This window comes from Nocardiopsis flavescens, from assembly GCF_900141985.1.
Taxonomy (GTDB): Bacteria; Actinomycetota; Actinomycetes; order Streptosporangiales; family Streptosporangiaceae; genus Nocardiopsis; species Nocardiopsis flavescens.
This window is the reverse complement of record NZ_FQZK01000001.1, coordinates 279,932-303,163: the sequence shown is the minus strand read 5'-3', so window position 1 is coordinate 303,163 and position 23,232 is coordinate 279,932. Positions and strand designations below refer to the sequence as shown.

Below are 23,232 nucleotides of genomic sequence, written 5' to 3'. Positions count from 1 at the left end.
CACCTGGTCGCGAGAGAGGTGCCGAATGGACGTACGCCCGGCGGGGATCCACCATGTGACCGCCATCGCCACGGACCCGGCGGCCAACGCCGCCTTCTACCGCAACGTCCTGGGGATGCGCCTGGTCAAGCGCACCGTCAACTTCGACGACCCCACCACCTACCACCTCTACTACGGCGACCGGGCGGGCAGCCCTGGCACCATCATGACGTTCTTCCCCTGGCCCGGGGCCCCGCGCGGGCGCCTGGGCGCCGGGCAGGCCACCGTCACGACCTTCTCGGTGCCCGAGGGGTCCCTGGGCTGGTGGGCCGAGCACCTGAGGTCCCTGGACGTCGACTTCACCCGGCCCGCCGAGCGCGGCGCCGAGGACGTGCTCTCCCTGCGCGACCCCGACGGCCTGGTCATCGAGCTGGCCGCCTCCACCGACCACCACGACACCGACCCCTGGGACGGCGGCGGCATCCCCGCCGACCGCGCCGTGCGCGGCATCCGCGCGGTCACCTTCACCGAGAACCGGCTGGACGACACCGCCGCCCTGCTCGTCGACCGGCTGGGCTTCCGTCTGGAGGAGGAGACCGCCGACCGCGCGCGCTTTCGCACCGCCGCCGCGGGCGAGGCGGTCGGCACCATCGTCGACGTGGTCGCCCGCCCCGCGGCCGAGCGCGGCCACGTGGCCGCCGGGACCGTCCACCACGTCGCCTACCGCGCCCCCGACGGCCCCTCCCAGGCCGCCTGGCGCGAGGACCTCATCGCCCAAGGCGTGGGTGTGACCGAGGTCCGCGACCGCAACTACTTCACCTCCATCTACTTCCGCGAGCCCGGCGGCGTGCTGCTGGAGATCGCCACCGACGGGCCCGGGTTCGACTACGACGAGCCCCTGCTCGAACTGGGCCGCTCCCTGCGGCTCCCGCCGTGGCTGGAGCCCGACCGCGAGGCCATCGCCGCCGCCCTGCCGCCCCTGGAGGGGGACCGGTGAGCGGGGCCGCCGACTTCGTCCACCTCGTCGAGCCGGCCCGCCGGCCCCAGGCGCCCACCCTGCTGCTGCTCCACGGCACCGGCGCCGACGAGCACGACCTGCTCCCGCTGGGCCGCGTCCTGGCACCGGGCGCCGCCCTGCTCTCGCCGCGCGGCAAGGTGGACGAGAACGGGATGAACCGCTGGTTCCGGCGGCTGCGCGAGGGCGTCTTCGACGTCGACGACGTCGTCGCCCGCGCCGCCGAGCTGGCCGAGTGGCTGCCCGCGGCCCTGGAGCACCACGGCCTGGACGCCCCCGTCGTCGCGGCGGGCTTCTCCAACGGCGCCAACATCGCCGCCGCCCTGATGTTCCTGCACCCGGGCCTGCTGGACGGGGCGGTGCTGCTGGGCGCCGGGTACCCGCTCCAGGGGCGCGGACCCGGCGGGGCCGACCTGTCGGGCACGGCGGCGTTCCTGGGCGCGGGGGCGGCCGACCCGGTCAGCACCCCCGACCAGGCCCGGCTGCTGGCCGACCACCTGGCCGGCCGGGGCGCGCGGGTGGAGTTCCTGGAGCACCCCGGCGGCCACGGGGTGCCGCCCCGGGTGGTCGAGGGGGCCCGCGCCTGGTTCGACGGGCGCTACGGCTCCCCCTGAGACGTGGCGGCGCCCCCGGACCCGGGCGTCGCCGACGGGCGGGGTGCGGTGCGTCTGCTGACGCCCGCACCCCGCTACACTTCGTGGCGCATCCCCCTTTTCGCGTGTTTCCTCCTCTTCGTCCCGCCGCTGGGAAAGAACCCATGATCATCCCTCTCCTGCGGGGGCGGTGACCCGTGGACCCCGAGATCCTCGGCCTGCTGCTCCTGGCCGGCGTCGCCGCCGGATGGGTCGACGCCGTCGTCGGCGGCGGAGGTCTGCTCCTGCTGCCCGCCCTGCTGGTCGCCGCGCCCACCACGCCGCTGGCCACCCTGCTGGGCACCAACAAGCTCGGGGCGATCTTCGGCACCGCCTCCGCCGCGGTCGCCTACGCCCGCCGGGTGCCCGTGGACCGCGCCGTGGTGGTGCCCACCGCGGCCCTGGCCCTGCTGGGCGCCGGCGGCGGCGCCGCCCTGGCCACCGCGCTCACCACCGACGTCCTCAAACCCGTCATCATGGTCGTCCTGGCCGGAGTGGCGCTGCTGGTGTACCTGCGCCCGGCCATGGGGGCGGCGGCCGACCCCTCCCGGCGCACCCGCAACCGGATGCTGGCCGCCGTCGCGCTGGCCGGCCTGGGCGTGGGCTTCTACGACGGGCTCATCGGACCGGGCACCGGCGTCTTCCTCATCATCTCCCTCACCGCCGTGCTGGGCATGGACTTCGTCTCCGCCTCGGCCGCCGCCAAGATCGTCAACGTGTGCACCAACCTGGGCGCCCTCGCCGTGTTCTCCCTCGGCGGGCACGTGGACTGGCTGCTGGGCCTGGGGCTGGGGGTGTGCACCGTCATCGGCGCCCAGGTGGGGGCGCGCATGGCGCTGCGCCGCGGCTCGGGGTTCGTCCGGGCGGTGCTCCTGGTGGTCGTCGCCGCCCTGCTGCTGCGCATGGCCTGGGACATCTTCCTGTGACCGCCGCCGGCCGCAGGGCGCGTGCCCCGGCCGGGCGTCCGAGAGGTGAGGAGGAATCCCCCTCTTGAGACGGACGGTGTGCTCATGCCCTCACCCCGGACCCCCCTGACGAACCCCCGCCGGCCCCGCCGCCGGACCGCGGCGGCCCTGGCCGCCGCCGCGCTGGCGCTGACCGCCTGCTCGGCCAACGCCGGACCCGACCAGGCGGGCCTGGAGTACAACGCCGGGCCCTTCTCCTCCACGACCTTCGACACCTGCATCCAGCCGGGCAACCGCGAGTACCACGGCCCCGGCGACGAGGCCTACCTCTACCCCGCCGGACAGCGGACCTTCGAGTTCTCCGGCGCCGAGGCGGCCGAGATGGGCGCCTCCACGGTCGTGTCCGAGGACGACCTCGAACTCACCGTCACCGGGCTGGTGACGTTCAGCCTCAACATCGACTGCGACCAGCTCCGGGAGTTCCACGAGCGGCTGGGCCTGAAGTACACCGCCTACGAGGACGGCGGCTGGGTGGACCTGCTGCGCGACTACATCGGCCAGCCCCTCAACCGGGCCCTGGACGACGCCACCAAGGAGTACGCCTGGCGCGACCTGTACACCAGCGCCGAGGCCAAGGCCGAGTGGGAGCAGAAGGTCGGCGACCTGACCGCGGCCTACATCGACGAGCAGGGCGGCGGCGAGTTCTTCTGCTCGCCCGTCTACACCGGCGGCGAGGACGCCTGCGGGACCCCGCAGCTGACCATCCAGCAGCCCACCCCGCCCGAGGAGGTCCGCAACGCGCTCACCCTGGCCCAGGAGGCGGTGGAGATGACCACCGCCCAGGAGCAGGAGAACGAGCGGGTCGACAAGGAGCTGGAGGCGATCGAGGCGCTGGTCGAGGTGCTCGGCCCCGACGGCTACATCCTCTACCAGGCGCTCAAGGACGGGAAGGTCGACTTCCTGCCGATCCCCTACGGCAGCGGCGTCAACGTCAACCCGAGCCCGCGCGGCGGCAACTGACGCGACCGAATCTGGGACCCGCCTTGGCCGTGCGCGGACCCGCCGGCGGGAACACCCTTCCGATGACCCGGTCGCCGACGGAGGGGGAAGCGATGACCGAGCCGACGGCGGTGGAGGACAAGCGCGGGCCGCTGGCCTCGCCGAAGCTGTGGGTGGCCCTCGTCCTGCTGGTCGGGGTGATCGTGTTCATCGTCCAGAACCGCGAGCCCACCGATATCAACCTGCTGCTCATCACCGTGACCGCCCCGCTGTGGGCGACGCTGACGGCGGCCGTGGTGGCGGGCGGCGCCATCGGCTGGCTGCTGCGCCCCTCGGGGAGCACCCGCACCGGACGGGCCTCCCGCAAGGTCCGCTGACCGCCGCCGAACGCGTGGGCCCCGGGGGGATCCCCCCGGGGCCCACGCGGTTCCTACAGGGCTGGTTCGGCCTGCCCGGTCAGCGCCTCGGCCGCCTCCTCCACGACCCGGTGGGCGGCGTGCAGGTTGGCCGCGCCCCACACGTCGTGGTCGGCCCGGTAGACCCGCCCGGCGCGCACCGCGTCCAGGTCGGCCCACACCCCGTCGGAGAACGTGTCCGGGGCGTCGGGGAACCCGGACCCGGCCAGCACGAAGAGCACGTCGCCGTCGCCGCGGTCCAGGTTCTCGTACGACAGCGGGATGAAGTCGGTGTCGCCCTCGGGCTCCTCCTGCCCCTCGGGGCGGGCCAGCCCCAGGTCGGCGATCACCTGCCCCGGGAAGGACGCCGCCGTCTCCAGGCGGATCTCGGTGCCGCTCTGGAGCCGCACCAGGGACACCTCGGTGCCCGGGTCCACCCCGGCCTCCCCGATCGCCTCCGCGGCCCGGGCCACCGCCGCGTCGTACCCGGCGTCGGCCCGCTCGGCCTCGGCCTCCCGCCCCAGGACCGCGGCCACGTCGTGCAGGTGGGTGCGCCAGGAGCCGGTGCCCTCCCACTCCAGCAGGACGGTGGGCGCGATCGCCGACAGCTCGGCCGCGATCGCGTCCTGCGCCCCCGCGGGGGTGGACACCCCCAGGATGAGGTCGGGCTCGGCCAGGGCCAGCGCCTCCAGGTTGACGTCGTCCTCGGCGGGGGAGTTGGTGACCACGTTCAGCAGGGCGCCGTCGGCGTCCCCGGGCAGGAACGGCTCCAGCCCCTGCCCCGGCGCGCCGGGGGTGCCCATGGTGGCGACCGGGTGGTGGCCGAGCAGGGTCACGGCGGCCAGTGTCGGACGCCACAGGACGGCGATCCGCTCCGGCTCGGCGGGCACCTCCACGCTCCCGCCGACCCCCTCCACCGTCCGTGTCGCGGCCCCCTCGGGGGCCGGGGCGGGCCCGGAGGAGGCGCAACCGGCCACCCCCAGGGCGAGGACCAGCGCCGATGCCGTTAGGGTGACCGTTGCGCCGGGCACGCGCGCCCGGGTCGGACGCCGGTCGTGCCGGGGGCGGCGGGTGAGGAACATGAGGGACCCTTCCGTGCGAAGACGACCTAGGTAAGGCTAACCTGTCCTGGTCGCCCCGCGGTGGCGGGAACGGTCCCCACCGGCCCGGACACCCGGGCGACGCCCACGACCGCCTACACCACGAACGGGGAAGCCGTGGCCCTGCGCGCGCCCGCCCTCGCACCCCCCGGCCCCGCCCGGCGCATCGTCCGGCCCCTCGGCCTGCTCGCCGCGCTGGGCGCCCTGGGGGTGTGCGTCCTGCTCAGCATCACCGTCGGCGCCAAGCCCATCCCCGCCGCCGACGTCTGGGCGGCCCTGGTCCACTACGACGGGACCTACGACCACAACGTCATCCGCACCCTGCGCGTCCCGCGCACGGTCATCGGGGTGTTCGTCGGCGCGGCGCTGGGCCTGGCCGGCGCCCTCATGCAGGCGCTCACCCGCAACCCCCTGGCCGAGCCGGGCATCCTGGGGGTCAACTCCGGCGCCGCCGCCGCGGTCGTCGTCGCGGTGTTCGCGCTCGGCGCCTCCGGGTCGGCGCTCATCTGGCCCGCCTTCCTGGGCGCCGCGCTGGCCTCCGTCGCCGTGTACATGCTGGGCTCGCGCGGGCCCGCCAGCGCCACCCCGGTGCGCCTGGCGCTGGCCGGCACCGCCGTCGCCGCCGTCCTCCAGGGCCTGATCTTCGGCGTGATCGTCCTCAACGACTTCGTGTTCGACCGCATCCGGTTCTGGCAGGTCGGCTCCCTGGTCGGCCGCGACCTGGACATCTTCTGGCAGGTCGCCCCGTTCCTGGTCGGCGGCGTCGTGCTCACCCTCTTCCTGGGCCCCTCGCTCAACGCCGTCGCCCTGGGCGACGACCTGGCGGCCTCCCTGGGCGCGCGCATCCCGACCATCCGCACCCTGACCGCGATCGCGGTGATCCTGCTGTGCGGGTCGGCGACCGCCTCGGCCGGCCCCATCTGGTTCGTGGGGCTGATCATCCCGCACGTGGCCCGCCTGGTCACCGGCCCCGACCAGCGGTGGCTGCTGCCCTACTCCGCGGTGTTCGGCGCGATCCTGCTCACCGCCGCGGACACCGCGGGCCGGGTCGTGGTCCCCGGCGCCGAACTGGAGGTCGGCATCATCACCGCGTTCGTCGGCGCCCCCCTGTTCATCGCCCTGGTCCGCAGCAGAAAGATGGCCGCCCTGTGAGCACCCTGACCCCGCCGCGCCCCCGCACCGGGGGCCGGTCCACCCCGCGCGGCTCCTTCGTGCTGCGCCTGGGCGAGCGCTACTCGCTCCTGGTCCGCCCGCGCACGCTCCTCGTGGCGCTGGTGCTGCTCGTCGTCTCCGCCGCCGCCCTGGTCGTGTCGGTGTCGGTGGGCGACTACGAGATCCCCCTGGCCGCGGTGCCTGCCGCCATCGCCGGGGTCGGCGAGCGCCTCGACGTGTTCTTCGTCCAGGGCGTGCGCCTGCCGCGGGCGCTGACGGCCCTGGGGGTGGGCGCCGCCCTGGGCCTGGCCGGGGCGGTCTTCCAGAGCCTGTCCCGCAACGCCCTGGGCAGCCCCGACATCATCGGGTTCACCAGCGGCGCGGCCACCGGCGCCGTCGCGGTCATCCTGCTGGTGGGCGGCGGCCGGCTCATGGTGTCCCTGGGCGCCGTCGCGGGCGGCCTGCTCACCGCCGGCGTCGTCTACCTCCTCGCCATGAAGAACGGCGTCCACGGGTACCGGCTGGTCCTGGTCGGCATCGGCATCTCCGCGATGCTCACCGCCGTCCGCGACTACCTGCTGACCCGCGCCGACCTCACCGACGCCATGGGCGCCCAGATCTGGATGATCGGCAGCCTCAACGCCCGCGGCTGGCCCGAGGTGGTCGCGGTCGGGGTGTCCCTGGCCCTGCTGGGGCCCGTCCTGCTGTACCTGGGCGCGCGGCTCCGCTTCATGGAGCTGGGCGACGACACCGCCCGCGCCCTGGGCGTGGACACCCAGGCCGTCCAGGTGGGGGCGCTGGCCGCCGCCAGCGCCCTGACCGGCGCCGCGATCGCGGTCTCGGGCCCCATCGGGTTCGTCGCGCTGGCCGCCCCGCAGCTGGCCCGGCGCCTCACCCGCACCGGCGGCACCACCTTCGTCGGCGCGGCGCTCATGGGCGCGGCGCTGCTGGCGGTGGCCGACCTCGTGGCGCTGCGCGCCCTGGCCCCCACCCAGCTCCCCGTCGGCGTCGTCACCGCCGTCATCGGCGGCAGCTACCTCATCTGGCTCCTGTACACCGAGTGGCGGCGCGGCCGGGCCTGAGCCCGCCCGACCCGCGCACCATCCTCCGAGGAAGAACATGACCGTCCACCGCACCGACCGCCTCAGCGGACAGGAGCTGACGCTCGCCTACGAGCAGCGCGTCATCTCCCGCGACCTCGCCGTCGCCATCCCCGACAACTCGTTCACCGTCATCGTGGGGCCCAACGCCTGCGGCAAGTCCACGCTGCTGCGCGCCCTGTCGCGGACCCTCAAGCCCGCCGGGGGGCGGGTGCTGCTCGACGGCCAGGTGATCTCCTCCTACCCGGCCAAGGAGGTGGCGCGGCGGCTGGGCCTGCTGCCCCAGACCTCCATCGCCCCCGACGGGATCGGCGTGGCCGACCTGGTGGCCCGCGGGCGCTTCCCCCACCAGGGGTTCCTGCGCCAGTGGTCCAGGGACGACGAGCGGGTGGTGGCCGAGGCGATGGAGTCCACCGGCGTCGCCGAGCTGGCCGACCGGTCCGTGGACGAGCTGTCGGGCGGCCAGCGCCAGCGGGTCTGGCTGGCGATGGTGCTGGCCCAGCAGACGCCGCTGCTGCTCCTGGACGAGCCCACGACCTACCTGGACATCGCCCACCAGATGGACATGCTGGACCTGTGCGCGCAGCTGCACGACCGGGGAGGGCACACCCTGGTCGCGGTGCTGCACGACCTCAACCACGCCTGCCGCTACGCCTCCCACCTGATCGTGATGAAGGAGGGGGCGATCGTCGCCGAGGGCGAGCCCGCCGAGATCGTCACCGCCGAGCTGGTGGAGCACGTGTTCGGGCTGCCCGTGCGGATCATCCCCGACCCCGAGACGCACACGCCCCTGATCGTGCCGGTGGACCGGCGCCGTACCGGGTCCTGACCCCGGTCGGGGGCGCCTTGCGGAGCGCCCCCGACCGGCCGTTCAGGCGCCCGACAGCTCCAGGCGCAGCACCAGCTCGACCAGCTCCACCACGACCTCCTTGACGGAGTCGCGGTCGCGGGCGTCGCACAGCAGGACCGGGACCGGGTCGGCCACGTCCAGCGCCACCCGCACGTCCTCCGCGCGGTGGGAGCGGTGCCCGTCGAAGCAGTTCACCGCCACCACGAACGGCACCCGCCGCGCCTCGAAGAAGTCGATGACGTCGAAGCAGTCGGTGAGGCGGCGCGTGTCGGCCAGCACCACCGCGCCCAGCGCCCCCTCCACCAGCTCCTCCCACATGTGGGAGAAGCGCCGCTGCCCCGGGGTTCCGAAGAGGTACACCACCGTGGTGGGGTCCAGGGTGATGCGCCCGAAGTCCAGGGCGACCGTGGTGGTGGTCTTGCCCTCCACGCCCTCCAGATGGTCCACGCCGGTCCCGGCGATGGTCATCTCCTCCTCGGTGTGCAGCGCCTCGACCTCGCTCAGCGCCGACACCAGGGTGGTCTTGCCGGCGCCGAATCCCCCGGCCACCACGATCTTGAGCGTGTCGGGCGCAGGCCCGAACACTCCCGGTCCGTCCATCGTCGTCGTTCCGTTCACAGGGCCTCAAAGTTCCTTGACGCGCGCCAGCACGGCGCGCAGCGTCGCCTCGTCGGGACGGTCCCGCCTCCGCTCGGGAGTGCGGGTCAGCACGTGTCCGCGGTCCACCAGATCCGCCAGCAGGACCCGGACCACCCCCAGGGGCAGTCCCGACCGGGAGGCCACCTCGGCCACCGTCACCGGTCGGGCGCACAGGGCGTGGATCTCCAGGGCCTCCGGGTCCTCGTCGACCACCCCGGCCACCGCCACCACGGAGGTGGTCAGCGTCAGGTCCGACCGGGAGGGGCGGGTGCGGCCCCCGGTCAGCGCGTAGGGCCGGATCAGGTCCGGGTCCCCGGCGTGGCCGTGCGGGATCACCCGCGTCCGCCCCGGCGCGGCAGCGCGGCCAGGTGGGGGCCGACCCGGCGGACCAGCCGGTTGATCTCGAAGGCGGCCTGGCCCATGTCGCACTCGGTCCCGGCGGCCAGCGCCAGGGAGGCGCCCTGGCCGGCGTCGACCACGAAGAAGAACACGGTGTCCAGCTCGACCACCGTCTGGTGCACCCTGGAGGCGCCCAGCGGCGCGCGGGCGCCCCGGGCCAGGGAGGCGAACCCCGAGGCGATGGCGGCCAGCCGCTCGCCCTGCTCGCGGTCCACCCCGGGGGAGGCCGCCAGCGGCAGCCCGTCGGCGGACAGCAGCAGTGCGCTGCGGGCGTGCGCGATCTTCTCGACCAGGTCGGCCAGCAGCCAGTCCAGGGTGCCGGTCTCGTTCTCCTCGGCCTGCGCGGACATCGTCGTCATCCTTCCTCGGGGTCGCCGTCCGGTTCCGGACCGTCCGCGCGGGCGCGCAGGGTTCCGGACTGGAAGGCGCTCATCATCGAACGGATCCGTTCGGGGGAGCGGTGGTCCTCCTCGGTGGAGGCGGGACCGGGTGCCGGGTCGACGGCGCGCCGCCGGCGGCGGGGGAGTCCCATGTAGTGGTCGGCGTCGGTGTCCGGTCCGGGACCGGCGGCGACCGCGGCGGGGACGGGGGGAGCGGTGGCCGCGGGGAGGCTCACAGCCGGCACGGGAGTCGGCACGGGAGCGGGGAGGGCCGCTGCCGGCGGGGGAGCGGGGGCGGGCTCGGGGTCGGCCAGGGCGTCGGCGGGCACGCGCACCGCGGCGAGCACACCGCCGCCGGGGCCCGCGGACAGCTCCACCGCCAGCCCGTGGCGGGCGGCCAGCGTGGCGACCACGAACAGGCCCAGGGGGGAGTCCTCCACCAGCCCGCCCACGTCGAACCGGGGCGGGTCGGCCAGCAGTGCGTTGGCCTCCTCCAGGGCGGCCTCCCCCATGCCCAGGCCCAGGTCGGCGACCTCGATGCGGCAGCCCCCGCCGTCCGCGAAGGCCCGGACCGCGACCTCGGTGGTGGGCGGGGAGAACGCGGTGGCGTTCTCCAGCAGCTCGGCCAGCAGCCGGGCGGTGTCGGCGGCGACGTCGCCGCGCAGCGCCACCGCGGGCAGGTCGCGCGGCTGGACGCGGGTGTAGTCCTCGATCTCCCCGGCGGCGGCCCGGACCACCTCGTGCAGCCTCATGGGGGAGCGGGGGTACCGCGCCGGGGCGCCGCCGCTGAGCAGCATGAGGTTCTCGGCGTTGCGGCGCAGCCGGGCGCTGAAGTGGTCCACACGGAACAGCGAGGCCAGGGTGTCGGGGTCGGTCTCGTCGCGCTCCAGCCGGTCCAGGACGGCCAGCTGGCGGTGGACCAGGGACTGGGTGCGGCGGGCGATGGTGCCGAACATGGCGCGCACCCCGGCGCGCAGCCGCGCCTCCTGGACCGCCGCCGCCACGGCGGCGCGGCGGGCGTCGTCGAAGGCGTCGGCGACGTCGGTGATCTCGTCGCCGCCGGTGCGGGGCAGCGGCTCCGGCTCGGGCTCGACCTCCTCCCCGGCGCGCAGCCGGGCGGTGAGGCGGGGGAGGTGGACCCGGGCGTGCTCCAGGGTGGTGGTGCGCAGCAGGTGCAGGCGGCGGCCCATGCGGACGGCGCCGGCGATCGCGACCGCCGCGGAGGCCAGGGCGATGGCCAGGACGGGCAGGCTCGTCAGCAGGGCGGTGCGGGCCAGGTCGGCGGCGCGGGTGTCGCCGTAGGAGGCCAGCAGGCCGAGCTGCTCGTGCTCCACGGCGCGCATGCGCTGGTCGGAGGCCTCGGCGGCGCCCTGCCAGGCGGTGGTGTTGACCGGGGGGCGGGTGTGCTGGGGCGCGGCGATGACCTCGTCCTGGAGGTCGTGCACGCGCTGGAGGGAGTCGTAGGACTCCAGCAGGCGGTAGGTGCGGGCGTCCTCGGGGGCGAGTTCGGCGCCGATGCGGTCCCAGGCGTGCCGGTGGGCGCCGGCGGCGGCCACGAACTCGGTGTGGGCCGCGGGGGTGAAGGTGTCGGTGGCCACCGCGTGGGTGAAGACGGTGTTCTGCAGGGCCAGGAGCTCGCGGACGCGCATGAGGGAGGTCAGCGAGCGCAGGCGGGGGATCTGGGCGGGGTCGGCGTGCTCGACGCGGGCGTCCCAGAAGCGCAGGCCCTGCTCGACCATCTCGTCGTAGGCGGCGGTGGTCTGCTCCAGCTCGCGCCGGTGCGGCGGCAGGGCGTCGACGATGTCGCGGTGGTGGGCCAGTCCCTCGACGCCGCGCCGCAGGTCCAGGGCCTGGACGGGCAGGGCGTCGGGGTCGAAGCCGTCCAGGGCCTCGCCCAGGTCGGCGACGGCGGTCCCGGTGGCCTCACGGGCCCCCGCCAGGGCGCGCTCGGAGCTCTCGGCGCCGCCCGCGGACTCGGCGGTGGCCAGGCGCTCGCGCTGGAGGGAGTAGATGACCTGGGACACGGCCATGCCGACCTCGCGGCCCAGGTCGGCCTCGGTGCGCAGCTCGCGGATGTCGCCCACCAGGGGAGCGGTGAACAGCGACCACACCAGGAGCAGGACGCTACTGGGCAGGAGCACCAGGGTGATCATGCGGGCGCGGAGCGAACGGCGCTTCACAGGGGGCATGGGCTCGCTTCCGGGGCCGGTGGCAGGGGGATGGGTGCCGGATTCCCTGAGTGAAGCCGGTCGCCGGGGGAGAGTGCAAGGGGCGGGCGGCGGGATCAGGGCCGGGGAGGGGTGTCATGGCTGGTCAGGGGCAGGGGCTCAGGTTGGTAACAGAAGTGGGGGTTCTCGTGGCGCGTGCTCTCATAATCACGCAAAGTACAATAAATCTACGTCGTCAAGGTGGCGGTCTCGGATAAGAAAGACATCACAACACAATCCCAAAACACGAAGGAGTGCGGCTCCGCCGCACACTCATCACCTGGTTCCACCGGTCTTCCCCCGGGGTTCGGTGCGGTCCGCGCCGGGTAGGGGCGGCGTGCACCGCAGGACACGACCGTGGGAGAGACCGTGAAGCTCACCGAGGAACAGATCCGTGACGGCCTGACCCGCCTGGACGGGTGGGAACTGGACCCGGAGGGGCCCGTGCTGCGGCGCACCCTGCGCCTGGTCGGCTTCCCGGAGGCCGTCTCCCTGGTGAACACCGTCGCCCAGGCGGCGGAGCAGGCGGGGCACCACCCCGACATCGACATCCGCTACGACACCGTGCACCTGGCCCTGGCCACGCACTCCGAGGGCGCGGTGACGGAGAAGGACATGGCACTGGCGGCGCGGATCGACGAGCTGGTGCCGCAGGGCTGAGCGCGGGCCGGGGCCCGGGCGCCGGGAGCGCCCGGGCGGGTCAGCGCAGGCGCGAGCGGCGCATTTTGCCCGAGGCGGTGCGGGGCAGCTCGGCCACGAAGTCCACCACGTCGGGGGAGGCGTGGGTGGCGAACCGGGTGGCCACCCACTCCTTGAGCTCCGCGGCCAGGGCATCGGAGGCCTCGGTGCCGGGGGCGGGTACGACGCGGGCGCCGATCAGCTGTCCGGCGAGCTCGTCGGGGATGGAGTACACGCCGCACTCGTCCACCGCGGGGTGCTCGTTGAGGACGGCCTCGACCTCGGTGGGGCCGATCCGGTAGCCGCGGCTGAGGATGGCGGCGTCGTCGCGGGTGGAGAAGTAGAGCCGCTCGCCGCGGTCCAGGATGCCGGTGTCGCCGGTGAGGTAGAAGGCCTTGTCGGGGGTGAAGCGGACCTGGGAGGCGGAGTCGTCGTCGAGGTAGCCGGTGAACCAGGCCAGGGGGCTGTGGGCGAGGTCGACGGCGATGCGGCCGTAGGCGCCCAGCGGGGCGGGTTCGTCGGAGACGGCCTCCAGGACGGCGACCTTCCAGCCGGGCAGGGCGGGGCCGATGGAGCCGGGGGCGGGGTCGCCGGGGTCGGTGCCGGTGTCGCCGTTGGGGACGCCCACGCACCAGCCGAGTTCGGTCTGGCCGAAGTGGTCGCGGACGGGGACGCCGAAGACGTCGGTGACCCAGTCGATGACGTCGGGGGCGAGGGGTTCGCCGAAGCTGGTGAGGCGCTGGACGACGACCTCGGGGGGCAGGGTCTTGGTGGCGGCGCGCAGGGTGCGGTAGGTGGTGGGGTCGGCGGCGAGGTTGGTGACCTCGTACATGCCCAGGACGTCGAGGGTGAGTTCGGGGTCGAAGAACCCGGCGCGCAGGGCGAGGGAGGTGTGTCCGGCGAGCAGGGGTGAGATGAGGCCGTGGTAGAGGCCGAAGGCGGAGCCGGGGTCGGCGGTGTTCCAGTAGGTGTCGTCGTCTTCGACGCCCAGGCCGTAGTGGTGGTAGGCGTGCATGGCGGCGAGGGCGCGGACGGGGACGGGGACGCCGCGCGGGGGGCCGACGAGGCCGGAGACGTAGACGATGGCGAGGAGGCCGTCGCCGCCGGCGGGGGTCTGGGGGGCGGGGGGTGTGTCGGCGGCGGCGAGGGCGGTGAGGGTGGTGTCGTTCTCGCGCAGGGGGTGGGTGCCGGTGGTGGCGACGGTCCAGGGGGGTGTGTCGTCGGTGTCGAGTTTGGTGCGGTTGTGGTCGTCGACGACGACGAGTCGGGCGTGGGAGGAGGTGAGGCGTTCGCGGATGGCGGAGGGGGCGTAGGAGGAGAAGAGGGGGACGAGGACGGCGCCCAGGCGCCAGGCGGCGAGGGCGGTGACGGCGAGGTCGGTGCCCTTGGGGATGAGGGTGGCGATGCGGTCGCCGGGGCGGATGCCGTGGGCGGCGAGTCCGGCGGCGAGGGCGGTGGAGCGTTCGCGGAGTTCGCCGTAGGTGAGGGTGGTGGGGGCGAGGTCGGGGCCGATCTGGGTGATGGCGGTGCGGTCGGGGTGGTGTCGGTCGCACAGCACGTGGGGCACCGACGTGGTCGGGGAGTCGTAGGCGGTGAGCCACTCACGTACGCGGTGCGCCGGTTCGGGCATCGGTGGTCGTCCTCGTCTCGGTCGGGGCGGTGCTGGGCGGGACATGTCAAGACTATGCCCACTGTCCAGGCTTTCTTCGGGTGCTGGAGGGGGTTTTCCGGGTTTGGGATGCGTGGTGCGGGGGGCGTGGTTCCGTTGTGTTGCTTTTGTTCACGGTGGGGTGGTTCGGGCACTCGCGCGGGGGTGCCGGGTTCGGACATGATGTTCTGATGAACGCTGACATGGTGGCGGACCGGTTGGGTCTGGCGGAGGAAGACCGTCGTTGGTTGATCGCGGCCCGGGGGCTGCCGGCGCCGTTGGAGCCGTTGCGGGTGCCGCAGGGTGCGGACGCGGAGCGGGTGTGGGACGAGTTCGGGTTGGCGCCGCAGGACCGTGCGGAGGTGGCGGCGGTGTGGCCGGGGCCGGTGGGTGAGGGGTGGCCGGCGGAGGCGTGGTCGCTGGTGGAGGGGATGTACCGGCGTCTGGCGGCGGATGCGGGTCTGCCGGCGGGGACGTGGGTGGACTGGCCGTCGTTGGTGGCGTACGGGGATGTGCGGGTGCGGGTGGCGTCGTTGGTGGCGTTCGCGGCGCGGGTTCCGGCGCAGTATGCGGCGCACGGTGCGCTGGGGGTCGATCCGGCGGTGACGCGGGCGACGCTGGCGGATGTGGGTGTGCAGGTGGGGCGTTCGCGGCGGTTGTTCGGCCGGGTGGGGGTGGAGACGGCGTCGTGGGTGGCGGCGCAGTTCCGGGGCCGGTTGTTCTGGGTGGGCGGGTTGCAGTTGGAGCCGGGGGTGTTGGGTCCCCAGGGCGGGGTGGAGTGGTATCCGCGGGAGGAGGCGGCGCGGTTGGGTCCGGGTCTGGCGGCGGGTGATCCGGTGTTGCGGCTGCATATTCCGACGGGTGGGTTGGATCCGGTGTCGGTGTCGGATGCGTTGGGGCGGGCGCGGCCTTTCGCGCGGGCGCATCTGGGGATGGATCCGGTGGTGGCGACGTGTACGTCGTGGTTGTTGGATCCGGTGTGGGACGGGGTGTTGGGTGAGGGGTCCAACATCGTGGGGTTCCAGCGGCGGTTCACGTTGGTGGGTGAGGGTGTGCCGGGGGAGTCGGATGTGTTCCGGTTCGTGTTCGGGATGCCGGAGGTGGATGTGGCGGGGGCGCCGCGGGGGACGCGTTTGGAGCGTGCGGTGGTGGAGCGTTTGGAGGCCGGTGGGGGGTGGCAGGTGCGGACGGGGTGGTTGCGGTTGGAGGGGTGAGGTGTGGGGGCGCTGGTCGTGGGTGGTCGGCGCCCCTCGGGGGGTCAGGTGGGGAGGGGGGTTTCGGGGGGTTCTGAGCGGTTGGTGGAGTTTTGGGTGATGTGGCCGTTGGCGTCGCAGTCGGTGCAGGGGTGGGAGAGGAGGACCTGGGTGATGGTGTCGTCGTCTTCGAGGCGCGCGGTGACGACGGCGCGGTGGCCGGTGCCCAGGCAGGTGCGGCACAGGATGCGGATGTGCATGTGCGCAGGATAGGTTCCCGGTCCCGGTGCGGTCCGGGATGACACGGGATCTTTGCCCCCATGTCGGATATGGGGGCTTTCTGTTGTCCGCGGGGGTGCGGGGCGGGGCGGAATAGGGGCGGGGGGCGGACGGTTCCCACGGACGTCTGTCGAGAGAACGATTTGTCGGGCAACTCATCCGGGGTTGCGCTCGTCTTGGGAGGTTCGGTCATGCCCGACTACGGTCACGAACCCGTCTTCGGTTCCTTCATCACGCCCGCGGCAGCGGACCCGGCGGCCACGGTGGAGCTGGCCCGCGTCTCGGAGCGGGCGGGGCTGGACCTGGTCACGTTCCAGGACCACCCGTACCAGACCGCGTTCCTGGACACCTGGACGCTGCTGTCCTACGTGGCGGCCCGCACCGAGCGGGTGTCCCTGTCGGCCAACGTCATGAACCTGCCGCTGCGCACGCCGGCGGTGCTGGCGCGCGCCACCGCGTCCCTGGACCGCCTGAGCGGGGGCCGGTTCGAGCTGGGGCTGGGCGCGGGGGGCTTCTGGGACGCGATCGAGGCGATGGGCGGGCGGCGGCTGTCGCCGGGGCAGGCGGTGGACGCGCTGTCGGAGGGGATCGACGTGATCCGGGCGCTGTGGGACACCTCGGAGCGGGCGCGGCTGCGCTACGAGGGGGAGTACTACCGGCTGGCGGGTGCCAAGCGCGGGCCGGAGCCGGCGCACGGGATCGGGATCTGGCTGGGGGCGTACAAGCCGCGGATGCTGGGGCTGGTGGGGGAGAAGGCGGACGGGTGGCTGCCGTCGCTGGCGTACTTCTCCGACCCGGCGCAGCTGGGCGAGGGCAACGCCCGCATCGACGAGGCCGCCCGCGCCGCCGGGCGCGACCCCGGGCAGGTGCGCCGCCTGCTCAACGTGGGGCTGGGCGGGCGTGAGGGGCCGCTGGCCGGGCCGCTGGGGGACTGGCCCGAGCAGGTGGCCGCGCTGGCCCTGGAGCACGGCTTCTCCACGTTCATCCTGGCCTCGGACGACCCCGACCTGCTGCGTGTGTTCGGTGCCGAGGTGGCCCCGGCGGTGCGGGAGCTGATCGCCGCCGAACGCTCCTGACCGGTGGGAGGGAACCCGGGGGGATCCCCCGTGTCCATCGCGACCGCGGTCGCCTCCGTGCTCATCGGCGGTGTCCGGGGCGTCGTGGCGCCGGTCCTCCCGCCGGTGCCGTCGGCGCCGCGCCCGCTCACCGCCTGAGCGGCGGCCGTGAAGGCCCCGCCGTCCCTCTGTCCGGGGCGGCGGGGCCTTTTTCGGTGTGCCGGTCGTCGACGGGCGGGCGGGGCGGGTGTCAGGCGGGGTCGATGAGGTCAAGGGGTTTCGGGGAAGAGGGGGACGCCGTCGCGGACCAGGCGCCAGGTGACGGTGTGGAAGTCGGCGGGATCGATGGTCCGGGCACGGGTGGCGTGGTCGATGAGGGCCTGGCGGATCTCGGGCTGGGCGTTGTGGACGACGGGGGCGTCGGCGATGTGGGGGAAGGCGCCGCCGCCGGCCTGGCGGTGGTTGTTGACGGCGACGGCGAACCGCTGGTCGTCGGTGACCTCGGTGCCGTTGAGGGTCAGGGTGGTCAGGCGCCGCCCGGCGGGGCGGGCGAGGTCCAGGGTGTAGTCGACTCCGGCGATCTGGTCGCAGTTGTAGTCGGGGGTGCCCTCGGCGTTGGTGAGGTCGGCGGGGTCGACGGGGCCGGTGGCGGGGGCCTGTGCGTAATAGCGGGCGGAGTGTTCGAGGTAGTCGCGGAGCTGGGCGCCGGTGAGGACGGAGCCGATGAGGGTGTTGTCGTAGAGGTAGAGGGCGGCGATGTCGCGGATGCTGAGGTCGCCGGCGGGGAAGGCGGCGGAGCGGTTGAAGGGGGCGGCGATGGAGAGCACCGGCAGGTCGGCGCGGGGGGTGTGGGCGAGGGCGGCGGTCAGGGTGTCGGTCTGGACGCGGTGGACGAAGTCGACGATGGGGGTGTCGGTCCAGCAGGCGGTGGCGGCGCTGAGTTCGGTGGTGACGGTGGCGACGACCTGGTTGACGTAGTCGACGGTGGTGGCGTGCTGGTCGGCGACCAGGGCGCGGATGCGGGGGTGTTCTTCGACGGTGTTGGTGTTGAGGGTGAGGGCGTTCTTGGCGAGGACATGCCAGCGGCCGTGTTCGTGGCGCAGGGCCAGGTCGATGACGGACAGGCGGCGTCCCCAGTAGGAGGGCATGGTCATGAGGACCTGTTCGCCGGTCTGTTCGTTGGTGACGAGGCGTTCGGGGACTTCGCGGTGGGCGTGGCCGAAGAGGATGGCGTCGATGCCGGGGACGTGGCGGGCGACGAGGGCGGAGGCGTTCTCGACGGGGAGGTCGCCCCGGTAGGAGGAGGTGCCGTTGTCGCCGGCGTGGGCGCTGACGATGACGATGTCGGCGCCGTCGGCGCGCATGCGGGGTACCCAGCGGCGGGCGGTGGTGACGAGGTCGAGGAAGTCGAGGCGGCCCTGGACGTGGTGGCGGTCCCAGACGGCGGAGCCGGGGTTGGTCAGGCCCAGGATGCCGACGGTGAGGGGGCGGGTGCCGGGGCCGGTGGTGGTGACCTTGAGGCGTTTGAGGGTGTAGGGCGGGTAGGCGGGGTCGGTGGTGCCGTGGTGGACGGCGTTGGCGGCCAGGGCGGGCGCGTGCATCTGGGAGATCCAGGTGTGGAGGTGGTCCAGGCCGTAGTTGAACTCGTGGTTGCCCAGGGTGACGGCGTCGTAGTCGAGGGCGTTCATGGCGCGGGCCATGGGGTGGGTGGTGCCGGTTTCGGTGATGGGTTCGACGACGCTGTAGTAGGTGGCCAGGGGGGTGCCCTGGATGGTGTCGCCGGAGTCCAGGAGCAGGGTGTTGCCGCGGCCGCGTTCGGTGCGGATGCGTTCGATGAGGGCGGCGGCCTTGGCGATGCCGATGTGGTCGGCGCGGGTGTCGGTATAGGGGGTGTCCTTGTAGTAGTCCCAGTTGAGGCAGTTGCCGTGGAGGTCGGAGGTGCCCATCACGGTGATGAGGGCGTCGCGTGCGGGGGTGGCGGCGGCGGGGGTGGGCCAGCCGGCCTGGGCCAGGGCGCGGTCGGGGGTGTGGTCGTCCTGGGCCGTGCGTCGCGTGGTGGGCTCCTGGGGCATGGGGTGTGTTCTCCCGGGGGTGTGCGGGCGGGGCGGGGTCGCTCACGGTGGCGGTGGGGGCCGGTGGGGGCGGTCGGTGGAAACGATAAGAGACGGCGGGTGGCGGGGAGGAGGGCGGGGTCACAGGGTGCGGCGGTAGAGGAGGGCGGGTCGGCCGGTGGAGGCGAAGCGGCTCTCGCCGGCGGGGTGCCATCCGGTGGCCTCGTAGAGGGCGCGGGCGGCGGTGTTGGCGTGCAGGACCTGGAGGGTGACGGTGTCGGCGGTGCCGGTGAGGTGTTCCAGGGTGGTGTCCATGAGGCAGCGTCCCCAGCCGGTGCCCTGGAGGGCGGGGGTGACGGCGATGTGGGTGAGGTGGGCGGTGCGGGGGCCGTGGGCGGGCAGGCGGGTGAGGGTGTAGCCGTCCGGTGGGTGGCCGGGGGTGCGCAGGGTGAGCAGGAGGCGGGGGGTGTGGCGGAGTTCGCGGTGGGCGCGTGCGCGGACGGCGGGGTCGGGTGCGGTGCCGTCGCGGCGGGCCACGGCGGTGGTCCACAGGTCGGCGCAGGCGTCGTGGTCGGCGGTGGTGCCGGGGGTGATGGTGCGCGGTGTCATGGCAGCGGGACCGGTTCGGGGCTCAGCCGTCCCTCCTGGGCGAGTCGGCGGTCGAGCGCGTCGGCGAGGTCCGCGAGGAATTCCAGGGCTTCTTGTGGGTCGGCGTCCTCGGGGAGCGGCCGGCCGATCCAGACGTGGACGTTGGCTGAAGTGAAGGCGGCTTCGGCGCGGGGCGGGCCCTGGGGGGCGGGGTACACGGCGGCGTGGCCGCCGTCGGCGGTGGTCAGGTCGCGTCGGGCGGTGGCGCCGGTGTGCCCGGGTGCGGGGTCGGCGGTCCGGGCGTGCATGTGCTCGCGCAGGGCGCGGATGTCGGCGGCGGGGTCGCCGGTGTCGTTGAGTGCGGCTTGGACGCGGAGGAGGGGTGTGCCGTCGGTGTCGTGGACCGTGCAGTCCAGGAGTGCGGTGAACCCGGGGGGCCGGCCCAGGTGGCGGGGTTCGGTCTCGGTCGGTGCGGGTTCGTCGCCGTCGACGGTGTGGAGGGTGCCGTGGGTGCGGGGCCGGTCGGCGCGGGGGAGGGTGCGGGTGAGTTCGGTGGGCAGGAGTTCGTCGCAGTAGGGCAGGGAGGCGTAGGGGCGGACCTGGGACGCGGACAGGGCCGCCAGTCCTGCCGTGCCGGCCGCGAGCAGGGCGGCCAGGGCGGTGGCGGGCAGGAGTCTTCGGAGTCTTCGGGGTCGGGGGTGCGGGGGCATGGGTGTGGCGGCGCGTGTCCCGCGGGGGTGGCGCCGCTCCTCCTTCGGGGTGGTCGGGGCGGGTCAGGTGCGGGGGGTGGTGACGGCGTCGGCCAGGCGGGTGAGGCAGGCCAGGGCGGCGGTGACGGCGGGGTGGGTGCGTGAGCCCTGGCGGGTGCAGGTGAGGATCTTGCGGGCGGGGGCGGGTGTGCCCTGGAGGGGGATGCGGACGATGGGCAGGGCGGGCAGGTCGGCCAGGCGGGGGATGAGGGCGATGCCGAGTCCGTGGGCGACCAGGGCGGCGACGGCGGTCCATTCGCGGGCCTGGTGGGGGCCGTGGGGGGTGAATCCGGCGGCGCCGCAGGCGGAGAGGGTGTGGGCGCGGCAGGTGGTGTCGGGGGGTGGCAGGACCCAGGTCTGGTCGGCGGCGCGGGCGAGGGGGATCTCGGTGTGCGCGGCCAGGGGGTGGCCGGTGGGGACGACGAGGTCCAGGACGTCGTCGAGCAGGGGTGTCTGGTCGAAGCGGGTGTCGGTGGGGGGCGGTACTCCGGGGGAGGCTTCGATGACGGCGAGTTCGACCTCGCCCTGGAAGAGGAGGTCGAGGGCGTGTCCGGGTTCGGCTTCGGTGAGGCGTACGTCCAGGCGGGGGTGGGCGGCGGTGAGTTCGGCGGCCATGGGGGCGAGCAGGCGGGACAGGACAACGGGGAAGCAGGCGATGCGCAGGAGTCCGGCGGGTTCGGTGCCCAGGCCGCGGATCTGGATCTCGGCCTGTTCCCAGCGGGCGGTGATGTCGTCGGCGTGGGTGAGGAGTCCGTGGGCGGCGGGGGTGAGGCGGACGCCGCGGCCGCGGGGTTCCAGGAGGGGGATGCCGAGTTCGGCGGACAGCAGGCGGACCTGCTGGGAGGCGGCGGAGGTGGTCATGTGCAGGGCGTGGGCGGCGGCGGTGACGGTTCCGTAGTGGGCGACGGCGCGCAGGACGCGCAGTCGGCGCAGGTCGATCATGTAGTCCATGCTTCATGGTCTTGTCCAGGAATTCAACGTGGACATTGACGGTCGGCGGGTGGAGGCTGGGGGTGTCCGGTGCTGGAGGCGGGGAGTGGAGGGTGATGATGACGAGCATGTGCCCGCATTGCGGTTGGCCTGACGCGCAGCCGGTCCGGGTGGTGTCGCGGCATGCGACGGCGGCGGGGCTGACGGTGTGGGTGCGGTGTGCGTGCGGTTCGCTCCAGGTGCGGGAGGTGGGTGCGTCGGGGGTGCGGGTGGTGTCGCGGGGGCGTCCCGGCCTGGTGGCGGGCGGGGGCGCGCTTTGAGGGGTGCGGTGCGGTGTCGCCGCGGGGGCCGGGGGTGTGGCCCGCCGGGTTCCCCGTGCGGGGGCCGGCGGTCCGCGGCTGGAGGCGCCGGGGGAGCCGGCCTGGTTCGCCGCCGGGGGGCCGGAGGGGTCGGCCGTCCGGGTTTTCGTCCCGGGTCGGCCGCAGGGCGGTGCGCGCCCCGCCGGGGGCGGGGGCGGTCCCGGGACCCGGGGGTGGTGGGGGCGGTGCGGAAATCGTGGCGCGGGGGTGGTCCGCGATACGGTTACGCACATGAGTGACACCCCGACACGACCGTCCACGTCGGTTGAGGACTATGTGAAGGTCATCTACGACCTCCAGGAGCGCGGGACCGGTCCGGTGACGATCACCGGGATGGCCGAGCGCCTGTCGGTGTCCACCTCGTCGGTGTCGGGGATGCTGCGCAAGCTGGGCGACCTGGGTCTGGTGGAGCACCGCCGGTACGGGTCGGTGCGGTTGACCGAGCAGGGCGCCAAGGCGGCCCTGTCGGTGCTGCGCCGGCACCGGCTGCTGGAGACGTACCTGGTGGCGGCGCTGGAGTACTCGTGGGACGAGGTCCACGACGAGGCGGAAATCCTGGAGCACGTGGTCTCGGACAAGTTCGTCGACCGGATCGCGGCGTACCTGGGCGATCCGGTGGTGGATCCGCACGGGGACCCGATCCCGACGTCGGACGGGCGGATGGTGGAGCGCCCCTCGGTGCTTTTGTCGGAGGCCGAGGAGGGCGTGGTGGGCACGATCGTGCGGGTCAACGACACCGATCCGGACCTGTTGCGGTACCTGGCCGACGTCGAGATCGGTATCGGCATGTCGGTGCGGGTGGTGGAGCGCCAGCCGTTCGCGGGGTCGCTGCGCATCGCGGTGCGGGCCGAGCGCGAGGAGCGGGCGCGGGACCGGTCGCTGGGGCTGGTGGCGGCCGAGGCCCTGTGGATCTCCCCCGACGGTTCCTGAGCGGCCCGCCCCCGGTGCGGGTACGTCCCCCGGTGGGTTCGCCGGGAGGGGGCGGGGATGGGCGCGGTGAGACGGGTCGGCCTGGGCCGGGTGGAGACGACGCTGCTGTGGCCGCTGCACCACAAGGTCTTGGACTTTCGCAACCGGGAGCCGGTGCTGGGGGACGTGTGGGCGGTGGATGTCCTGGACCACCTGGAGGTGGACCGGCGCGATGTGCGGGGGACGTCCGGTGACCGGTACCTGACCCTGTTGCGGGCGGCGTGGATCGACGCGCGGGTGCGGGCGTGGGTGGCGGCGCACCCGGAGGGGACGGTGGTGCACCCGGGGTGCGGTCTGGACGCGCGTGCGCTGCGGGTGGGGGTGCCCGGGCGGGGGTTGTGGGTGGACCTGGACCTGCCGGAGGTGGTGGCGCTGCGGCGGGGCCTGCTGCCCGAGCCGCGGGGGTACCGGCTGGTGGCGGGGTCGGTGACCGATCCGGCGTGGTGGGGGCGGGTGCCCGCCGGGGCGCCGGTGCTGGTGGTGGCGGAGGGGTTGTTCGAGTACCTGGGCGCGGCGGGGGTGCGGGGGGTGCTGGAGCGGGTGGCGTCGCGTTTCACCGGGGGCGGCGAGGTGGTGTTCGACGTGGTGGCGCCGTGGGTGGGGCGTGCGGGGCGGGCGGCGGGGTGGCCGATGCACGGCCTGGGGGATGTGCGGCTGCCGGAGCGGTGGTGTCCGGGGCTGGAGCTGGTCGAGGCGTACTCGGTGGTGGGGGATTTCGGGTCGGTGCCGGAGCGGCCATTGCGGGTGCTGTACCGGGTGCTGTCGGTGTGGCCGGGCGGGCGCGATGCGATGCGGGTGCTGCGGTTCCGGTTGCGCGGGCGTGCGGGGGCCGGCCCGGGCGGGTGAGCGCCCCCCCCGGGGGCGCTGGCCGGTTGTGGCCGTTCGCCCGCCCCTGGGGCCGCGACGGTCCGGGCCGCGCGGCCCGGACCGTCGCGGCGGGTTGGCCTGGAGCGGGGCGCCGGGGCCGGTGCGTGCGCGGCG

Annotated in this window: 24 protein-coding genes; 13 read left to right on the top strand and 11 right to left on the bottom strand. The window is 74.4% G+C overall.

Going from position 1 to position 23,232, the window contains the following annotated elements:
- Positions 1–25: 25 nt before the first annotated feature.
- The 5 genes from BUE45_RS01530 (at position 26) to BUE45_RS01510 (ending at position 3,907) form a co-directional block, all read left to right on the top strand.
- Positions 26–976, top strand: a complete 951-nt coding sequence (locus tag BUE45_RS01530) for a ring-cleaving dioxygenase (RefSeq protein ID WP_073374121.1) — start codon at positions 26–28, stop codon at positions 974–976.
- On the top strand, positions 973–1,608 hold the full coding sequence (locus BUE45_RS01525; protein ID WP_073374119.1) for an alpha/beta hydrolase: 636 nt from the start codon (positions 973–975) through the stop codon (positions 1,606–1,608). Before BUE45_RS01530 ends, BUE45_RS01525 begins: the two co-directional genes overlap by 4 nt.
- A gap of 176 nt (positions 1,609–1,784) precedes the next feature.
- The gene (locus tag BUE45_RS01520) at positions 1,785–2,552 is read left to right on the top strand and encodes a sulfite exporter TauE/SafE family protein (RefSeq protein WP_073374117.1); all 768 of its coding nucleotides are present in this window, start codon (positions 1,785–1,787) and stop codon (positions 2,550–2,552) included.
- An 84-nt stretch (positions 2,553–2,636) separates the two neighbouring features.
- Positions 2,637–3,551 (top strand): SPFH domain-containing protein, encoded by a 915-nt coding sequence (locus BUE45_RS01515; RefSeq protein WP_073375259.1) that lies wholly within the window; start codon positions 2,637–2,639, stop codon positions 3,549–3,551.
- 92 nt (positions 3,552–3,643) lie between these two features.
- Positions 3,644–3,907: a LapA family protein gene (locus BUE45_RS01510; protein ID WP_073374115.1), complete on the top strand. Its 264-nt coding sequence runs from the start codon at positions 3,644–3,646 to the stop codon at positions 3,905–3,907.
- Positions 3,908–3,960: 53 nt separating this feature from the next.
- Here the strand turns inward: BUE45_RS01510 and BUE45_RS01505 are convergent, their stop codons facing one another.
- Entirely contained in the window at positions 3,961–5,007 is a 1,047-nt protein-coding gene (locus BUE45_RS01505; RefSeq protein WP_084736753.1) for an iron-siderophore ABC transporter substrate-binding protein, read from the bottom strand.
- Between the two features lie 135 nt (positions 5,008–5,142).
- On the opposite strand from BUE45_RS01505, the gene BUE45_RS01500 reads away from it, so the two are divergent.
- Genes BUE45_RS01500 through BUE45_RS01490 form a run of 3 tightly spaced genes read left to right on the top strand, consistent with a single transcriptional unit; the run spans position 5,143 to position 8,106 of the window.
- A complete protein-coding gene (locus tag BUE45_RS01500) occupies positions 5,143–6,177 on the top strand; it encodes a FecCD family ABC transporter permease (protein WP_073375254.1) in 1,035 nt (344 codons plus the stop codon).
- Positions 6,174–7,259: a FecCD family ABC transporter permease gene (locus tag BUE45_RS01495; protein WP_073374113.1), complete on the top strand. Its 1,086-nt coding sequence runs from the start codon at positions 6,174–6,176 to the stop codon at positions 7,257–7,259. The genes BUE45_RS01500 and BUE45_RS01495 overlap by 4 nt, the downstream gene beginning before the upstream one ends.
- A gap of 37 nt (positions 7,260–7,296) precedes the next feature.
- Positions 7,297–8,106, top strand: a complete 810-nt coding sequence (locus BUE45_RS01490; RefSeq protein ID WP_073374111.1) for an ABC transporter ATP-binding protein — start codon at positions 7,297–7,299, stop codon at positions 8,104–8,106.
- A 42-nt stretch (positions 8,107–8,148) separates the two neighbouring features.
- Here the strand turns inward: BUE45_RS01490 and BUE45_RS01485 are convergent, their stop codons facing one another.
- The 4 genes from BUE45_RS01485 to BUE45_RS01470 are packed head-to-tail and all read right to left on the bottom strand — an operon-like array spanning position 8,149 to position 11,734.
- Positions 8,149–8,727 carry a GTP-binding protein gene (locus BUE45_RS01485; RefSeq protein WP_073374109.1) on the bottom strand — a complete coding sequence of 193 codons (579 nt, stop codon included), beginning with the start codon at positions 8,725–8,727 and terminating at the stop codon, positions 8,149–8,151.
- Positions 8,728–8,751: 24 nt separating this feature from the next.
- A complete protein-coding gene (locus tag BUE45_RS01480) occupies positions 8,752–9,102 on the bottom strand; it encodes a DUF742 domain-containing protein (RefSeq protein ID WP_245832699.1) in 351 nt (116 codons plus the stop codon).
- Entirely contained in the window at positions 9,099–9,524 is a 426-nt protein-coding gene (locus BUE45_RS01475; RefSeq protein WP_073374107.1) for a roadblock/LC7 domain-containing protein, read from the bottom strand. The genes BUE45_RS01480 and BUE45_RS01475 overlap by 4 nt, the downstream gene beginning before the upstream one ends.
- Complete coding sequence (locus BUE45_RS01470) at positions 9,521–11,734, bottom strand: sensor histidine kinase (RefSeq protein ID WP_073374105.1); 2,214 nt, start codon at positions 11,732–11,734, stop codon at positions 9,521–9,523. The genes BUE45_RS01475 and BUE45_RS01470 overlap by 4 nt, the downstream gene beginning before the upstream one ends.
- A gap of 387 nt (positions 11,735–12,121) precedes the next feature.
- Between BUE45_RS01470 and BUE45_RS01465 the strand changes: the two genes are divergently transcribed.
- Positions 12,122–12,412: a 4a-hydroxytetrahydrobiopterin dehydratase gene (locus BUE45_RS01465; protein ID WP_073375249.1), complete on the top strand. Its 291-nt coding sequence runs from the start codon at positions 12,122–12,124 to the stop codon at positions 12,410–12,412.
- A 40-nt stretch (positions 12,413–12,452) separates the two neighbouring features.
- On the opposite strand, the gene BUE45_RS01460 is transcribed toward BUE45_RS01465, so the two are convergent.
- Positions 12,453–14,060 carry an AMP-binding protein gene (locus BUE45_RS01460; protein ID WP_073374103.1) on the bottom strand — a complete coding sequence of 536 codons (1,608 nt, stop codon included), beginning with the start codon at positions 14,058–14,060 and terminating at the stop codon, positions 12,453–12,455.
- 209 nt (positions 14,061–14,269) lie between these two features.
- Between BUE45_RS01460 and BUE45_RS01455 the strand changes: the two genes are divergently transcribed.
- Positions 14,270–15,292 carry an acyltransferase domain-containing protein gene (locus tag BUE45_RS01455; protein ID WP_073375246.1) on the top strand — a complete coding sequence of 341 codons (1,023 nt, stop codon included), beginning with the start codon at positions 14,270–14,272 and terminating at the stop codon, positions 15,290–15,292.
- Positions 15,293–15,336: 44 nt separating this feature from the next.
- Here BUE45_RS01455 and BUE45_RS01450 read toward each other — a convergent pair whose 3' ends face one another.
- Positions 15,337–15,531, bottom strand: coding sequence for a hypothetical protein (locus BUE45_RS01450; RefSeq protein WP_073374101.1), 195 nt, complete (start codon positions 15,529–15,531; stop codon positions 15,337–15,339).
- A gap of 210 nt (positions 15,532–15,741) precedes the next feature.
- Here BUE45_RS01450 and BUE45_RS01445 point away from each other — a divergent pair, with 210 nt between their 5' ends.
- Positions 15,742–16,626 carry an LLM class flavin-dependent oxidoreductase gene (locus BUE45_RS01445; RefSeq protein ID WP_073374099.1) on the top strand — a complete coding sequence of 295 codons (885 nt, stop codon included), beginning with the start codon at positions 15,742–15,744 and terminating at the stop codon, positions 16,624–16,626.
- Positions 16,627–16,874: 248 nt separating this feature from the next.
- Here BUE45_RS01445 and BUE45_RS01440 read toward each other — a convergent pair whose 3' ends face one another.
- The 4 genes from BUE45_RS01440 to BUE45_RS01425 form a co-directional block, all read right to left on the bottom strand.
- Positions 16,875–18,677 carry a bifunctional metallophosphatase/5'-nucleotidase gene (locus tag BUE45_RS01440; protein WP_073374097.1) on the bottom strand — a complete coding sequence of 601 codons (1,803 nt, stop codon included), beginning with the start codon at positions 18,675–18,677 and terminating at the stop codon, positions 16,875–16,877.
- Between the two features lie 120 nt (positions 18,678–18,797).
- Positions 18,798–19,265: a GNAT family N-acetyltransferase gene (locus BUE45_RS01435; protein WP_073374096.1), complete on the bottom strand. Its 468-nt coding sequence runs from the start codon at positions 19,263–19,265 to the stop codon at positions 18,798–18,800.
- Positions 19,262–19,954 (bottom strand): hypothetical protein, encoded by a 693-nt coding sequence (locus BUE45_RS01430; protein WP_073374094.1) that lies wholly within the window; start codon positions 19,952–19,954, stop codon positions 19,262–19,264. The genes BUE45_RS01435 and BUE45_RS01430 overlap by 4 nt, the downstream gene beginning before the upstream one ends.
- A 63-nt stretch (positions 19,955–20,017) precedes the next feature.
- Positions 20,018–20,944, bottom strand: coding sequence for a LysR family transcriptional regulator (locus tag BUE45_RS01425; RefSeq protein WP_073374092.1), 927 nt, complete (start codon positions 20,942–20,944; stop codon positions 20,018–20,020).
- A gap of 569 nt (positions 20,945–21,513) precedes the next feature.
- Here BUE45_RS01425 and BUE45_RS01415 point away from each other — a divergent pair.
- Entirely contained in the window at positions 21,514–22,212 is a 699-nt protein-coding gene (locus tag BUE45_RS01415) for a metal-dependent transcriptional regulator (protein WP_073374090.1), read from the top strand.
- A 57-nt stretch (positions 22,213–22,269) separates the two neighbouring features.
- On the top strand, positions 22,270–23,097 hold the full coding sequence (locus BUE45_RS01410) for a class I SAM-dependent methyltransferase (RefSeq protein WP_073374088.1): 828 nt from the start codon (positions 22,270–22,272) through the stop codon (positions 23,095–23,097).
- Positions 23,098–23,232: the final 135 nt, after the last annotated feature.